General features: G+C 33.8%; 13 protein-coding genes. 1 reads left to right on the forward strand and 12 read right to left on the reverse strand.

Annotated features, from left to right (window positions below):
• Nucleotides 1–92: 92 nt before the first annotated feature.
• The 6 genes from ACW2QF_RS10605 to ACW2QF_RS10630 all read right to left on the reverse strand — a co-directional run bounded on the left by ACW2QF_RS10605 (nt 93) and on the right by ACW2QF_RS10630 (nt 5,714).
• The gene (locus ACW2QF_RS10605; RefSeq protein ID WP_455715977.1) at nt 93–1,580 is read right to left on the reverse strand and encodes a secretion protein F; all 1,488 of its coding nucleotides are present in this window, start codon (nt 1,578–1,580) and stop codon (nt 93–95) included.
• Between the two features lie 41 nt (nt 1,581–1,621).
• Nucleotides 1,622–2,386: a type II secretion system F family protein gene (locus ACW2QF_RS10610; protein ID WP_455715978.1), complete on the reverse strand. Its 765-nt coding sequence runs from the start codon at nt 2,384–2,386 to the stop codon at nt 1,622–1,624.
• The gene (locus ACW2QF_RS10615; protein ID WP_455715989.1) at nt 2,383–3,630 is read right to left on the reverse strand and encodes a CpaF family protein; all 1,248 of its coding nucleotides are present in this window, start codon (nt 3,628–3,630) and stop codon (nt 2,383–2,385) included. Before ACW2QF_RS10615 ends, ACW2QF_RS10610 begins: the two co-directional genes overlap by 4 nt.
• Before the next feature lie 168 nt (nt 3,631–3,798).
• On the reverse strand, nt 3,799–4,608 hold the full coding sequence (locus ACW2QF_RS10620; protein ID WP_455715980.1) for a hypothetical protein: 810 nt from the start codon (nt 4,606–4,608) through the stop codon (nt 3,799–3,801).
• Nucleotides 4,609–4,783: 175 nt separating this feature from the next.
• The gene (locus ACW2QF_RS10625; RefSeq protein ID WP_455715990.1) at nt 4,784–5,299 is read right to left on the reverse strand and encodes an A24 family peptidase; all 516 of its coding nucleotides are present in this window, start codon (nt 5,297–5,299) and stop codon (nt 4,784–4,786) included.
• A 181-nt stretch (nt 5,300–5,480) separates the two neighbouring features.
• Nucleotides 5,481–5,714, reverse strand: a complete 234-nt coding sequence (locus tag ACW2QF_RS10630) for a pro-sigmaK processing inhibitor BofA family protein (RefSeq protein ID WP_455715981.1) — start codon at nt 5,712–5,714, stop codon at nt 5,481–5,483.
• Between the two features lie 132 nt (nt 5,715–5,846).
• On the opposite strand from ACW2QF_RS10630, the gene ACW2QF_RS10635 reads away from it, so the two are divergent.
• A complete protein-coding gene (locus ACW2QF_RS10635; protein ID WP_455715982.1) occupies nt 5,847–6,077 on the forward strand; it encodes a YaaL family protein in 231 nt (76 codons plus the stop codon).
• 120 nt (nt 6,078–6,197) lie between these two features.
• Here ACW2QF_RS10635 and ACW2QF_RS10640 read toward each other — a convergent pair whose 3' ends face one another.
• The 6 genes from ACW2QF_RS10640 to malQ all read right to left on the reverse strand — a co-directional run bounded on the left by ACW2QF_RS10640 (nt 6,198) and on the right by malQ (nt 15,766).
• Entirely contained in the window at nt 6,198–7,868 is a 1,671-nt protein-coding gene (locus ACW2QF_RS10640; RefSeq protein ID WP_455715983.1) for an alpha-amylase family glycosyl hydrolase, read from the reverse strand.
• Nucleotides 7,869–7,974: 106 nt separating this feature from the next.
• The gene (locus tag ACW2QF_RS10645; protein ID WP_455715984.1) at nt 7,975–8,838 is read right to left on the reverse strand and encodes a sugar ABC transporter permease; all 864 of its coding nucleotides are present in this window, start codon (nt 8,836–8,838) and stop codon (nt 7,975–7,977) included.
• Nucleotides 8,838–10,214 (reverse strand): carbohydrate ABC transporter permease, encoded by a 1,377-nt coding sequence (locus tag ACW2QF_RS10650; protein ID WP_455715985.1) that lies wholly within the window; start codon nt 10,212–10,214, stop codon nt 8,838–8,840. The genes ACW2QF_RS10645 and ACW2QF_RS10650 overlap by 1 nt, the downstream gene beginning before the upstream one ends.
• 110 nt (nt 10,215–10,324) lie before the next feature.
• Complete coding sequence (locus tag ACW2QF_RS10655; protein ID WP_455715986.1) at nt 10,325–11,653, reverse strand: extracellular solute-binding protein; 1,329 nt, start codon at nt 11,651–11,653, stop codon at nt 10,325–10,327.
• A 197-nt stretch (nt 11,654–11,850) separates the two neighbouring features.
• Nucleotides 11,851–14,190, reverse strand: coding sequence for a glycogen/starch/alpha-glucan phosphorylase (locus ACW2QF_RS10660; protein WP_455715987.1), 2,340 nt, complete (start codon nt 14,188–14,190; stop codon nt 11,851–11,853).
• A 76-nt stretch (nt 14,191–14,266) separates the two neighbouring features.
• Nucleotides 14,267–15,766: a 4-alpha-glucanotransferase gene (malQ, locus tag ACW2QF_RS10665; protein WP_455715988.1), complete on the reverse strand. Its 1,500-nt coding sequence runs from the start codon at nt 15,764–15,766 to the stop codon at nt 14,267–14,269.
• Nucleotides 15,767–15,979 lie beyond the last annotated feature (213 nt).

The following is a 15,979-nucleotide window of genomic DNA, read 5'->3' on the forward strand; positions in this document are numbered from 1 at the left end:
ACCAGTTCAACAACACCAAGACCATCTTCCTCCTTTACAAACCCTTTTATTACGTTAATTATTTCATTCTTCAAATTTCGTCCACCTTTCTTTTACATCTGCATAAATGCAGGTACCATAATAATAATAAGTACAATAAATAGCATTAAAACCATCGGTCCTAATAATTTGGTTCCAGCCTCTTCTCCAAGTCTTTTTGCTACCTCTTTTCTTTCTTCAAATGCTTGTACTGCCTCATACTCTAATAACTGTAGCAAATCTGCTGTACCTCGCTTCATATTCTGTACCAACAAAGAACTTAATTTCATATATGGCACTAACTGTACTCTTCTACCAAAGCGATCAAAGGCTTCTATCTCCGTAACACCATTTTGTATTTCATTATAAGTAGCAACCATTTCTTCATAAACATATCGTTTATTGTTAGACGTTTTATTAATTTCAAATTTATTCTCATAATCCAAACACATTTTTCCCCATGCATTTTTAGTAGTCATCCCCGCACCCACAAGTAATACTAACTTATTAATAATATCTGGATAGTCGAGAAGCATCTGTCGATTTCGCTTCTTCTTTTCCTTCTCTAGCTGTGTATAACCCCCAACGCCTATACATATCACCGCTATAGCCCCCAGTAGAATTAGTATATTTCTATCCTTACTATTGTTGTCTGAATACGTTAACGATTGATTCTCAATTACCTCCGGAAGTTTAAGATATTCACTTTCAGGATCTTCTACTTGACTGTTATGTACAGCCTCTTCTAATTGCTTAAGCAGCTTTTCCTCTTTTGTTTTTTCTTTTGGAAAAACTACCATGTTAATTGGATACAAAATCTTCGTATCATAATAATCTAATGTTGCAGTCATCGTTACTAGGATTCCTTCTACCTCCTCCTCGCTGATTGTAATTTTTCCAGAATTACTTACGACCCCCTTCTGATCCAACCCCCATGAGACATCAACCTGCAGATCAGGAATTTTAGCTATTAAATATAAGGGTTCTGTAACATGTTCATAGGAAACATTGTCACCTAGAACCACTTTATCAAGATAAACTTTTGCCTTTTCCATAACTTGATTTATCTCATCCTCTTGTGTGTAATGCCTCTCATGTAACTCAACTTGTACATTCCGTTTCCTCTCGTTAATTCCAACATCCACTGAAACCGTCGTCTCATCTTCACCATAATAGGGCCTTTTAATATAATAGGAATCTTGTATTAGACTTGTCTTTGATAAAATTGATAGAATAGATATAGAATTGATACAGAAAATTAATACTATTATTGCAGATAATAGTTTACATATATGAAGCATTGTTCTTTCCTTGGGATCTTCTCTTACATGGATGCATTGCATAGATTCATATACTTTTTCATAGCATTTCTTCCCTATACTTAACCGACATATTTGATGGAGTATGAACATACTAGAAGGATACAAATGTATCAAACCTTTTGGATTACCTTCTGAATTATTAACTAGTTTCTGAATCTCCTCCTTTTGATACTGTGAAGTCACTAGAATTAATACTATAAGACTTATAATAATACTAGAATTAATTAATAGAATAATCATTCCCCCTTTTCCAACTTAGAATACTAACTATTATTTTCAATCTATACCTCTATAGCTAGAATACGATTCATTAGAGTAAAACCGACAATATAGATTACTAGTGAGACAGTCATCACAAGTATGCCTTTTATATTATGGTAAAGAGGATCCAAAAAACCAGGTGAAGAGATTTTCATATAAAGGATAATGCCGATTGGTATAACTGCCATGATATTTGCTTCAAACTTTTTCGAAGACATCATGGTAATAATCTCTCTGGTTACTTCAACCTTATCTCCAATCATTCTACTTGTAGAACGTAGTATCTTAACTAAATCGCCTCCTGTTCTTTTTGCTATAGCAAATACTTCTGATAAATTCTTAATATCATCAACTGTGCTCCTCCTAGCGAAATCCTCCAAGGCATTCTGGGCTGGAATATTCATCTGTATCTGATATACAATATATTCAAATTCTTGAATAATCATAGTTTCATCCACATAGAGAAGCCTAAGATCCTTTATAGCTTGAACGAAAGCGTTCTCAACAGAATATCCTGTACTTAGTGCTGCTACTAATGCTTGAACACCTTCTCGAAATTGTAGGGTTAACTCCCATTTTCTTTCCCTACACTTCTTTTTACATTGATACTTAACATAGAAATAAGTAAGTGGGCTACATATAAGAATACTTATTATACTCTGATAGAAAATCCATAAAACCAAACTTACTACTATTAATCCTTGTATATAACATTTTATCTTCTCCTGACCACTCATGATATATACACTATAGTTAACCGGATCCCACTCTTTCTGCTTTGTCATCTTCTTATCAACTCCCCATTAAAGTTCTCATCATATTCGTAATTCTCATCATATTCAGAGTTATCTAAAACTTGTAAACCAGCTCGGCTAAGCTTCTCTGTACTAATTAAACCATTCTTTGTCCTTTCTAGCTTTCCCAGTTCTTTTGCCTCTTTATCTTCATTCATAATAAATTGGTATAAGGGATTAACTATGATTTCCTCTCCGGAAACCTCTAATATTTCACTAATCTCTAAAACCTTCCTCGACTTATCTCGTAGTCTTCCAAGATGGACAATTATATCAATTGCTGAACTTATCTGCTTCCTAATTGCCTGTACTGGCATATCCACACCTTGTAAAACTAAAGCCTCCAATCGATTAAGCATATCCTTTACCGAATTGGCATGTCCAGTAGATAGACTTCCATCATGCCCAGTATTGTAGGCTGCTAATAAATCAATCGCTGCAGAATCTCGAATCTCTCCTACCACGATTCTGTCAGGTCTCATTCTCAAGCTAGATTTTATTAAATCTCTTATGGTAATCGCATTCTTACCTTCAACATTAACATTCCTACATTCAAGTCGTACAAGGTTTGCAATACTTCTAATCTGTAGTTCTGCAGAATCCTCTATTGTTATTATCCGCTCATCCGCTGGTATGTAATTAGAAAGGGCATTGAGAAATGTTGTTTTACCAGACCCGGTTCCTCCAGATATAAATATATTATACTTTGCCTTAACCAGTGTCTGTAGGAAAGTGTCCACCTCCGGAGTTAGCGCTCCTAGTCGAATTAGTTCTTCCATCGTAATAGGTTTCTCAGGGAATTTACGAATCGTAAGTATTGGCCCATCTAATGCAATTGGAGGTAAAACTACATTAACTCTGGAACCATCTAGCAATCTAGCATCTACAATTGGCGATGACTCATTGACAATACGATTTGTTTCCGAAACAATCGTTTGGATTACATCTTGAAGACGGCTATCCGACTCAAACTCCTGATCACACTTTGTAATGGCTCCTTGCCTCTCAATAAAAATATTCTTTGCCCCATTGATCATAATCTCCGTAACAGTAACATCATCAACTAATTCCTGCAATACATCTAACCTTCTTAAGGAATTGTATAACTCTTTTCGAAGCCGCACCTTTTGTTCAATGGTGATAAATGTGACTTCACCAAAACTTAAAATCTCTTGGTCAATTAACTTTACCAGCTGTTCATCTTCTAGTTCCCTTTGAGATGTAATTACTTTCATTATATTTTGTTTTATAGTTGCTTTTATCTCTGAAAAGATGCTACCTTCATCAAGTTTACTCTTTTCCACATTTCCACCCATGCCTATCGTAAATTTAACCTTCCCCTCTATTTCTACTAAAAAATCTATGCACACGTCCTATAAAATTCTATGGATTTATCCACACAATTAACTGTTTATTAACGGTTCTATGTACATATTTAGTTGATTATCCTCGAGAATAATTTCTCTAAAATCTTTGTGACTGAATTGGTTTGTATCTATAAAAGGTAATTCCTTCACTTCCTTATTAGGGATAATACCTTTTGCTATAAGCATATCAAGTAGTATTGTATTTTGTGTATTGTAACGTTCTACATTAACTTGCTCTATATAAATGGCATTTGATTTATTCAATACCACCTCCTCGACTGGAGTAATCTGCTTCATGCATATAACCATCTTTGTACAACCAAATTCCTCTTTCGCCTCCTCCATTATTTGATTCATGTCTTTTGACTCCATTGATATAATATCCGAATAATGATCTACTTGTGGAATGTATACTATATTACCTACCATTCTATAAGTCTGTTGTGTACTAAGAACTGACTTTTCTCCTTGGCGATAATAATATAGAATATCACTGAAACCCTTTTGATGATCCACCCACAGAATTTTCTCCAAACAACAAAATGGATTGAGGTTCATGTATAAGGTCTTCTCCTCTTTACTTATGTATTTCGCAATTGCCAAAGCCATAGCTGCCGCGCTAATGGAACCTGTAGGTGATAAGATACTTATGAGTTGATGGTCTAATTCTTCTTTTCCTTTCTCTATTTGATTCTGACGACCTGCTACTAATCTTTTATTAACGCTACTAAGGATATTCTTTGCAGATTGATATTTATAAATCATATCGAGACCATTGGCATTATCACTTTCTTCAACTAACTCAATAATAGGAATATCCGCCCGAATGAGGTCTTCTATCACCATAGAACTTACCAAATGACCTATTATGGCAATACTAACCCTGTTTTGCCTAATATAATTAAGAAACATTGGCACATCAGTAAAGGCTTGAATCAGACTCATATTTGAATTGCATGTTCTAATATACCTAGATAATACCGTTACATAAGTAACATCATTGTCCAGAATAACCAAACATCTATTGATATAACTCACCTCCAATTATTAGAATAGTGCTCAGTAAGATCGGTAATGAAAAATGAATAACATTTTTTTCTTGACTTGAGATACTATCATAAGGAACAACTTTTTTAAGATAATACGTTTGGGTAATATATGTTGCAAGAGATTGCAACTGAAGACGAAAGATGTGTTGTCGTAATACTTTAATGATCGAAAAAACACCACCTATTAGGAAGGCTACAACAATAACATGTATCCCTTGCCTTATTCCAATAAAACAACTAATCATTGCAAAAAGTTTAATATCCCCTGCACCAATGGCTCGAATATAATAGATAGGCAAAAAAGTAATACATACTATTAATAAAATACTAAAACAATGTAATATGGATAAAAAAGATCCTTTAAGAATTTGAAAAAAAAGATTGAGAGCCAAACCACTTAGAATAAGCTTGTTTGGAATTCGATATGCCTTGAAATCTGACATAGTAGCAACTACTAATAGAATAATAAGAACTATATATTCAATGATAAGATAATCACCTCCACATTAGTTCCTTATAAGCACCTCTGTATTCCATATATTAACTTTTATTTTTCACTTTGTCAACCATTTTTTGTAATTTTTTATATTTATTAAGGCAGGGAATCATCCCCTGCCTTATACAATTTACCATTTTCCTGCAATTTAGCACTTCCAAACCCTATTACCCTCATCCCCTAACATTATAATAAACCATAATAGCATATAGCATTAATATTCCAGGCGTACCTAACAAGCCTATGGACGCTATATTAATCTCATTAATACCTGGTACCTGCTTTACTCCAAAGTTCACTAGTACACTGTTAATACAATATAGTAAAACAACACCTAATAAGGCACGGAATACAAAATTAACAAGCCACTCTATCTTTTTCATACCTACCTCCAATGCTATAAACAAGTCCTCATACTAAAATATATTTATGTTTTCCAATTTTATTCAAATAATTAGAATAAAATTACAATTAATATACTATAATATATAGAGTAGTATTTACTCATTTATCATGTAATTTAAAGGTAGGTGCAAAAATTGAAGAAAAAATCTAAATTAAGACGAAAAGAAGAAGAACTTCTTCGTCTTGAGATTAGTAGAGCAAAATTAGCATTAGAATCCGCCTATTCTAATTTTGAGAATGTTGTTGATCCTGATTTAATAGATTGCTACATTTATGAAGTAAATGCGGTACAAAAGAGGTACAAGTATTTATTAAAGCAGGCAAAACTATTATCAGACGAGAACATAGCAGAACAAATTATATAAACAAATAAACCCGAAAGCGCCTTGGACAAGTATCCAAAGCGCTTTCTTAGCATGCATATTTTATTCAGAGAGACAGTTTTGTCTCAAGAATAGCGACATTATAATTATAAATGGAATTACCTACTTTAAAATAACAATAGAATATGGAGGCATTGTTAATGTGTCTCCTTCAAGCGTAACTGCGGAACCATCTGTAGACAAATATCCACGAATTCCTTCTAGGCTCAACCCTGAATCGGTTAACTTCACAGAAGTCTCTGTCTCCGAAAAATTATACAAAATTGCAATCGTACTATCTTCATACGTTCTTGTAATAGCCGCTACCTCTCCTTGATTAAGCGCATCAATTACTTTCGTTGTTCCACGTGCTATCTCCGGATTTTCATTTCTAAGACGTACGGCACGTTTATAATAATTGTAGATCGATAATGGATCATCTACTTGATCCTCATAACTACCAAAATTATGTGTAACAGTTTCCATGTCCGGAGGCCCGTATGACATTCCTGACAAATTAGAAGTAGACCAATACATCGGTGCACGTTTATTCTCATCACGTCCGCTACCACTCATTCCAAGCTCTTCTCCATAATAGATAAAACTATTACCAGACATCATAAGATTCATTCCTGCAGCCATCTTAATCTTATTCGCATCATAATTAAAATACCCTGCAGCTCTGGCTGTATCATGATTTGTAAAGAAAGAAGCATCAATTGCATTCTCATTGAAGGATTGGAACCTATCTTGAACTGTTACCATTGCCGTACCAAAACTACTACCTGAATCATCTTCCCCTGTGTAATTAAGTGTTTTTACGATTTTACCTTGTTCTTGTGCAAATGGGAAGTTAAATAGACTATCAATCCCACTCTTATAATACTGAGACATAGTTCCAAAAGAATCCCAAACCTCAGCAACTAAATAATTATCCTTATTGATTCCTTTTACATAGTCAGTAACCCATTTTAGCACTTCTACATTCTTATCCGTATTACCAGAATAGAACTCTTTTGCTGCATCTAGACGGAATCCACCTACTCCCATATCAAGCCAATACTTCATAATATCTTCAAAGTTACTTCTTAGCTTGGTATCAGCAAGATTTAAATCTGGCATCTGATCCCAAAAAACAGCTTCATAATACCAATCTCCTTGGCCTGTTGAGTAATATTCACCGCTCGCTGGTTTTCCTTCTACAAAATTATAATACTTACAATATGGATTATGTTCTCTACATAAATCTTTTTCTGTACAAGTTTCTTGTCCACATGGTTCAATACCTAAACTCTTAATAGCAGATTCAAACCACTCATTCTGAGTAGATGTGTGATTGATCACCAAGTCAATAATGACCTTAATTCCACGTTTATTACACTCCTCTATTAAGTTCTTAAAGTCGTCTAAAGTTCCATACTCTTTGTCAATACCATAATAATCTATTACATCATACTTATGATACGTTGTGGATGGCATAATCGGCATTAACCATATTCCGTTAATCCCCAGATCTGAATCTGTTGTATCATCCCCATCATTAAGGTAATCTAACTTAGAAATCAACCCTTTAATATCTCCTATTCCATCTCCATCGCTATCATAGTAGGAGTATAGAAATATCTCATAATAGGTTCTATAGATATCATCGATTACATTTAGTTCTTGATTATACATATATTTTGCGGACTTACCTTCTTCTTTTGAGGTTTCATCCTTAGATTTGGAAGAGCAACTACTACATACTAACGTACATATTACAAGCACAATCGACAATATTTTTTTGCTATTCATAAATACTTCCCCTTCTCCTTGCATTTGTATTGTCTACTGACCAAAAAAGGCTGGCCAAAAGACTTTCATCTTTCTGCCAGCCTCAAAGCATCTTATCTTATAAAGCTTAACCTTTTACAGAACCACCCGTAGCACCTTCTACATAATACTTCTGCATTGAAATAAATAATGCTGCAATTGGAATTGATACAAGAACGGAACCTGCCGCATACCTTGTGAACCAATCATTAATAAATTCTCTCTCTAACATCTTGAATAAACCAAGCGCTACTGTGTACTTATCATAGTTATCACCCATAATAACACTTACGAAGATGTAATCCATCCATGGTGCCATAAAACTAGTTAATACAGTATATACGATAATTGATTTTGACAGTGGTATTGTTAACTTCGTAAATACTTGAAACTTAGTAGCTCCATCAATCCAAGCTGCTTCATCAATTGCTTTAGGAACCGTATCAAAGAAACCTTTGGCTACATAGAATCCTAGACCAGCTCCACCAGAATATACAAGAACTAAAGCTACTAGTGATTGTGTTAAACCAATTCCTTTTAAGATGTAGTAAACAGCAATCATTGACATAAATCCAGGGAACATACCAAGAATTAAGGCAATATTCATAAGTGGTTTTCTCATTTTGAATCTTAATCTAGACATTACGTATGAAGTAGCTAATACATAAAGTGTTGAGATTAAACATGAGCAAACAGCAACTATAAAAGTATTAGCAAACCACTTTGCAAAATAAAATTGATTTGTTTCTGTAAATAATCGCTTGTAATTATCAAGCGTATATCCTTTAGGAAAGAAATAAGGTGTATACGTACCTGTCTCAGCACGGAATGATGTTAATATAACCCACACGATAGGTACTAACCATATAACCGATAACACGATGAGGACTAGATACGAGAAAAAATTAGCTGTCTTTTTTGCTTTTGACATTGATCTTTGTTTTTTACTCATTATTGGAACTCCTCCTCACTCTTATAGGCTGATGTTCTTCTATAAGCAATTAGTGAAATTATTGCAGAAAGAACAAACACTAAGATACCGATTGTTGCAGCAAAGGAATAATCCTTTCGATTAACCGTTAACTTATATAGCCACGTAACAAGTAAATCTGTTTTACCTGCCTGATAATAATCAAGCGACGCGGGGTTACCCGTCGTTAGCAAGTATATAACATTAAAGTTATTAATGTTACCTATGAATTGTTGTATTAGATATGGACCTGTTACAAATAATACATATGGTAACGTAATCTTAACAAACATAACAACCGGTGAGGCACCGTCAATCTTAGCAGACTCATAAAGATCTTCAGGGATATTCATGAGTATACCTGTTGTAATTAACATTGTATATGGCACACCTATCCACAGGTTAACAACAAGTACTGTAACCCTTGCCCACGTTGTCTGTGTTAAGAATGGAATATATGATGATATTAAGCCTGCACTTTCTAGCATCCCATTAATAGGACCTTTATCTGCAAGCATATTTCTCATAATTAGTAATGATACGAATTGTGGGACTGCGATTGATAATACGAAAATTGTTCTCCACAATCCTTTAAATTTAACGCCTTTACGGTTAATTAGCATCGCTAATAACATACCAAATATATAGTTAAGTCCTGTGGCAAATACTGCCCAAATAAGTGTCCAGCCCAGTACTGGCCAGAATGTTTTAGAAATTGTTTGCCCTGAGAATAATACTGTTTGGAAGTTTTTAAGCCCGACCCAAGTAAATAGGTTTCCTGGTGGCTGATGTCCATTATCAAAATTGGTAAATGCAATTAAAATCATGAAAACCAAAGGTAGTACAGTAAAAATTAAAACCCCCATCATCGGGAAGAATAATAATGTTTTATGAAGCTTTGAATCAAAGTGTGCTTTGATATCATCGATAAAAGAAGGTAACTTTTGTCCTTTTTCTTTTATTTGTTGAGCTTCATATGCAGCTTTAACATTACCTTTCCATACAACGAAAAATACTGCTAAAACAAATAATGCAACAACTCCGTAAAGTAACATTAACATAGAGTTATCACCTTGAACCACTTTTACATAAGGAGGTTCAGATAATATGACCTGTTCTTGTGTCTTTGTTCCAAGGGTACGAATACCTGATAAAGCAGTTGCACCTGCCATAACCATATAGAAAATAAATCCGAGTTCCATGGAAAGGAATAATAAACCCTTAATAATTTGTCCTCTAACAAGGTTTGATAAACCCATTATGAAAAACGATAATTTAGTATAGATATCGCCCTCTTTAAATGCGCGGCCAATGAACTTAAAAATATTATCAGACTTCGTTTTTTTATTCTTGTTCACAACTTTGCCTCCTTTATCTCTTGATAAAATATGCTGTGCTAAATAGACTCTTTTACTTCAATCAAGTACCCGCTATAGATTAACGGGTACTTGACTAGAAATTATTAACCTTAGTTTAACGTAGCAAGTATATTTGTTACAAAATCATCTAATTTAGATTGTAAGTTATCCTCTGTTATAGATCCATCCATTAATCCAGTACCAAATGCTTCAGCTGGTGACCAGTAATTTCCTGATTGAGGAATTGAAGTTTGTAATGTTGAAAATTGAATTTGTGCTGTCATAGCTGCAAGAGCTTGGTTAGAAGATAATGCTTCTGTATCATTTGCTAAAGTTAAGTTAGTTGGACCATAACTGAATTTTTCAAAACGAGTCTTTTGGCATTCTTCTCCTGTTAAGTATTCTGCTAATGCCATAGCAGCTGTTGGGTTCTTAGTTTGTGAGTTTACACCATATAATTTGAAGTTAGCCATACCACCTAATTGAACTGTTTCTCCGTTTGATAATGTAACTGTTGGAAGTGGAGCTGTACCAAAGTTATCTCCTAATGAAGTACTGATAGCTTCAGCATTCCAAGTACCACTTACTGTTGCGCCAAGTGTACCAGCTTCAAAAGCTGCTAATAATAAACCATCATCATGATTAGCAAATTTAGAGTTTTTAGCAAGATTTAATAAATATTCTCCCATTAATAAACCTCTATCATTATTGAAATCACATTGAGTTGCATCTGTTCCATCTGGTCCAAATAATGTACATCCAGCTCCGAAGAAGAATGCTGATAAGTACCAACCATTGTCGATATCATAAGAGAAGTTTGTTACACCTTTTCCTAAATCTTTTGCTAACATAGTATCAAGAGATTTAATTTCGTCTTCAGTGTATTTGCTCTTATCATAGTACATGAAATATGTATCTGAAGATGATGGATATGCATATAATTGTCCATCTACTGTAGAAGCTGCAATTGAGTTTTCAGTATTGTTAGCTATAATTTGATCTGCATTCATAGCTACTGGGAACAAAGCACCAGCCTTAACTAATTCAGCAATTTGGTCAGAAGCGAATGTAAATACATCTGCTGCTACTGCAGGATCTTTTAATATTTCTGTTTTAGCATCTGCTTCAGAAACTACACCAAGTTCAATTTGGATATTATCATCTGGATGAAGTGCTATGAAATCATCACACATTGCTCTAAGTGTTTCTTGTTGATCTTGAGGTCCCCATACTTTTAAAGTAGCGTCTCCAAGTTTAGTTGTTTCAGAAGTATCATCTGTTTTTGTATCATCTGTTGTACCTGCTTCATTAGAAGCTTCTGTTCCAGTTGTAGGTTCTGTGTTTGCATTATTATTGTTTTTCTTGCCACAAGCAGTCAAACTTGATAATGCTAATACAGTAGTTAATGCTAAAGCGATAATTTTTTTCCCTTTTCTCATAATTTCTACCTCTTTCTCCTTTTTTAACCTTATTGGTTAATGATCCGTAACATTCATTACGTCAAAGTTATATATATGCGATAGATAAGTGATAAACCCCCTCTATCACATGACTCCAGGAAGACTAACCTTGCCCCCCTGTTGTCATGAATAAAATATGCTTTGCATATTCATTCCGATAGTTATGTGTTTCTCTACTATTTAACCTTCCAGATATCTACTGCATAATCATTGATTGTTCTATCACTAGAGAATTTACCTGCGTTAGCAGTGTTGATGAAACATTTTCTTCTGAATGCATATGTATCAGAATAATCTTTGTTTGCTTGTAATTTTGCATCAACATATGGTAGTAAATCTTCTAATAAGTAATAGTTATCTGGTTTGTGCCAGCTTGCACCCTTTAATAAGGAATCATATAATTCTTTGAACATTCCTGTTCCATTATCATCAAATGTACCATCAATTAGTGTATCAACGACTCTCTTAATTCTTGGATTTGAGTTATAAAGAACATTTGGATCATAGCTATCTTTAATCTTTTCTAAGTCTTCTACTCTAGCACCAAAGATATAGTTGTTTTCTTCTCCAGCTTGTTGAACGATTTCTACGTTAGCACCATCATAAGTACCAAGTGTAACTGCACCGTTTAACATAAACTTCATGTTACCTGTACCAGATGCTTCCGTACCTGCTGTAGAGATTTGTTCTGAGAAATCTGCTGCTGGAGTAATCTTCTCCGCATAAGATACGTTATAGTTATGAACAAATACAACTTGAAGTTTATCGTTAACATCTTTATCTTCTGAGATCATCTTGCCGATTTCGTTGATAAATTTGATAATACCTTTTGCTCTAAAATAACCAGGAGCTGCTTTTGCACCAAAGATAAATACTGTAGGATTAAAGTCTTTAATTCTTCCTTCTTTTAATCCGTAATAGATATCTAAGATAGAGAATGCATTAAGCAATTGTCTCTTATACTCATGTAATCTCTTAACTTGAATATCAAAGATAAATTCTGGATTGATTTCAATTCCTTCTTGTTTCTTGATGTAATCAGCAAGTTGACGTTTTTTGATATTCTTAATTTCACCAAATTGCTTGATTACAGCTTTATCATCTTTGAATTTTTCTAAGTCTTTTAATTTATCAAGATCTGTTATCCATGAGTTTCCAATCTTATCACTGATGAAACCTGATAATTCCATATTAGCAAGAGCTAACCAACGACGTTGTGTAATACCGTTTGTTTTGTTATTAAAACGTTCTGGATAGATTTCGTACCATTCATGTAACGCATCATTCTTAAGAATTTCTGTATGAATCCAAGCAACACCGTTTGTAGAATGACTTGCATAGATTGCTAAACGAGCCATATGAATTAAGTCATTTTCATCGATAATATAATATTTCTTTTGATCTTCTTCACTAATTCCAAGCGATGTTAATTCTTTTAATAATGCTTTATGAATCATCACAACGTATTTGTATACGTTAGGAATAACTGCCTTGAATAGTTTTACCCACCATTTTTCAAGAGCTTCTGCCATAACTGTATGGTTTGTGTAAGCAAAAGTTTCTTTTGCAATCTTAAATGCTTTTGCGAAAGTCATTCCCTCTTGTTCCATGAATAAACGGATTAATTCAGGAATCGCTACTACTGGATGAGTATCATTTAATTGGATTGCATATTCACTTGAGAAGTGACTGAAATCGTTACCGAAAACGTTTTTATATTTTCTAATAATATCTTGTAAAGAAGCACTAGAGAAGAAATATTGTTGTTTTAAACGTAATTTCTTACCTGCATCCGTATTATCGTTTGGATATAATACGCTAGTAATTGCTTCTGCATCAATTCTATCTTTCACTGACTTTTCATACTTAGAATCATTGAAAGCTTCGAAGTTGAAGTTTTCTAATGGTTCTGCTTGCCATAAACGAAGTGTATTTACAGTCTTTGCACCATATCCAATAACTGGTGTGTCATATGGTACTGCATATACAGATTGGTTTTTGAATTCGATAAGAATCTTATCTTCTTCTTTTCTCACTGACCATGGGTCTCCACATTTTAACCAATCATCAGCTGTCTCCATTTGGAATCCATCTTCAAAGTATTGTTTGAACAAACCGTATTTGTAACGTAAACCATATCCATTAAGTCTAACATTAATTGTTGCACCAGAATCAAGGAAACATGCTGCAAGACGTCCAAGACCTCCGTTACCAAGTGCTGCATCTTCAATATCTTCAAAGATTCGAATATCAATGTTGTTTTCACTCATTAATTCTGAGAACTGATTTAGTAATCCAAGATTTAATAAGTTGTTATATACCAATCTACCAATTAAGAATTCTGCTGATAAGTAACATACTTTCTTTTCTTTTGCCGTAATTCCTTCTTCTGGATTAACGGTCTGCATAGCAGCTTTTGACACCGCATTATATAATTGGATGGTAGATGCCTCTTTAATCGTTGTTGAATAATCCAGTTCAAGAATTGTTTTTACGTTTGTTTTAAAATTACTCACGTGTGGTTCCTCCCTTACATTATCTCTATTTATGTTGTTTCGTGACATTTGTTATCACTGTAGATATTAGTATTAATTATCTTCCATATATAGTTGCTAATCTATTTAGATTTTGTATACATTCCTCTGTTAACTGGCCTTGTGTCATCCTCCATTGCCAGTTTCCTCCTAATGATGATGGCAGATTCATTCTTGCACTATCATCTAATTTAAGAATATCCTGTACCTGGCAAATCGCTACCGCTGCGATACTTGCATACGCAACTTTTACCATAGCATCTGGTATATCTTTCTTTCTTTTAATATCCAGATACTTAAGTGTATACTCTTCTTCAGATTTATCTATAGTCTTAAGACGTCCTACTACGGTTTGATTATCATGTGTGCCTCCATATACAACCGTATTACTAGAATGATAATTATGAGGCAAATATTCGTTATTAGGATCTCCATTAAACGCAAACTGTAAAATCTTCATTCCTGGGAAACCAGTGCTATTCATAAGATTTCTAACTGACGGAATAATTAAACCGAGATCTTCTGCAATAATCTTTGCATCTCCAATCGATTCCATAATTACTTTTGTAAGTTTCTTTCCTGGTCCCTTTTTAAAATTACCACGCTCTGCTGTCTCACATTCAGCAGGTATTCTGAAATATCTAACAATACCAATAAAATGATCAATACGCACAACATCATAGAGTTTTGCTGATGCCTGCATTCTCTTTCTCCACCAATCAAAATCATCCTGTTCCATCTTATCCCAATCATATAATGGATTTCCCCATCTTTGACCAGTTGGTGAAAAGCAATCAGGTGGAACACCTGCAATATTTATCGGTTTCTTTCTTTCATCTAACTCAAATAGATCTCCGTGTACCCACACATCTGAACTATCCATTGCAACATATAGAGGAATATCTCCAATTATTTGGATTCCTTTTTCATTCGCATAATCTTTTAACTTAAACCATTGTTCGTAGAATTTAAATTGACAGAACTTCCAAAAATCCACGTCATCTTTTAATTCCTTTTCAAACCTTTTTACTGCTTCAGGTTTTCTAAAACGAATATCCTCTTCCCAGAGTAGCCATTCTTTGTTATCGAAATGATTTTTTATTGCCATATAAAGACTATAATCACCAACCCAATAACTATTCTCTTCACAGAATTGTATGTACTCTTTTTGTGTTTGATGATTACTTCTCTCAAAAGCCTTCTTTAAAATAACAAATCTGCTATTGTAAATAGCTTCATAATCAACTTTGTTTTCATCATTCCCCCAAAAGTGTTCCTCTACTTCTGATTTCTTTAATAACCCTTCGCTTATTAAAGAATCGATATCTATAAAATAAGGATTTCCAGCAAATGCGGAAAATGATTGATATGGACTATCTCCATAACTTGTAGGCCCCAAAGGAAGAACCTGCCAATATTTTTGTTTTGCCTTAACTAATAAATCGACAAAGTCAAAAGCTGCTTTGCCAAATGCACCTATACCATATGGTGACGGTAAACTGCTTACTGGTAACAATAAGCCAGCTCCCCTTGTTAATTCTGTATTCTTTTTTGCCATACTGTTCTACACTCTCTTATATTTTCGATAACTTTCGAAATGTTATATTTACAATAACACTTTAACTAAGGTTTGTCAATATAACATTCAAGTTTTATAGTAATTTTTTATATTATTTTTTATTATCATAAGGTTTTGTTTGTTTAGAATTACTTTTTAGCATATTTTTTATTTCTAATTGTTTCTAAAACCTAGTACTTTTGTATAAAAAAT

This window comes from Anaerosporobacter sp. (genome assembly GCF_965301125.1).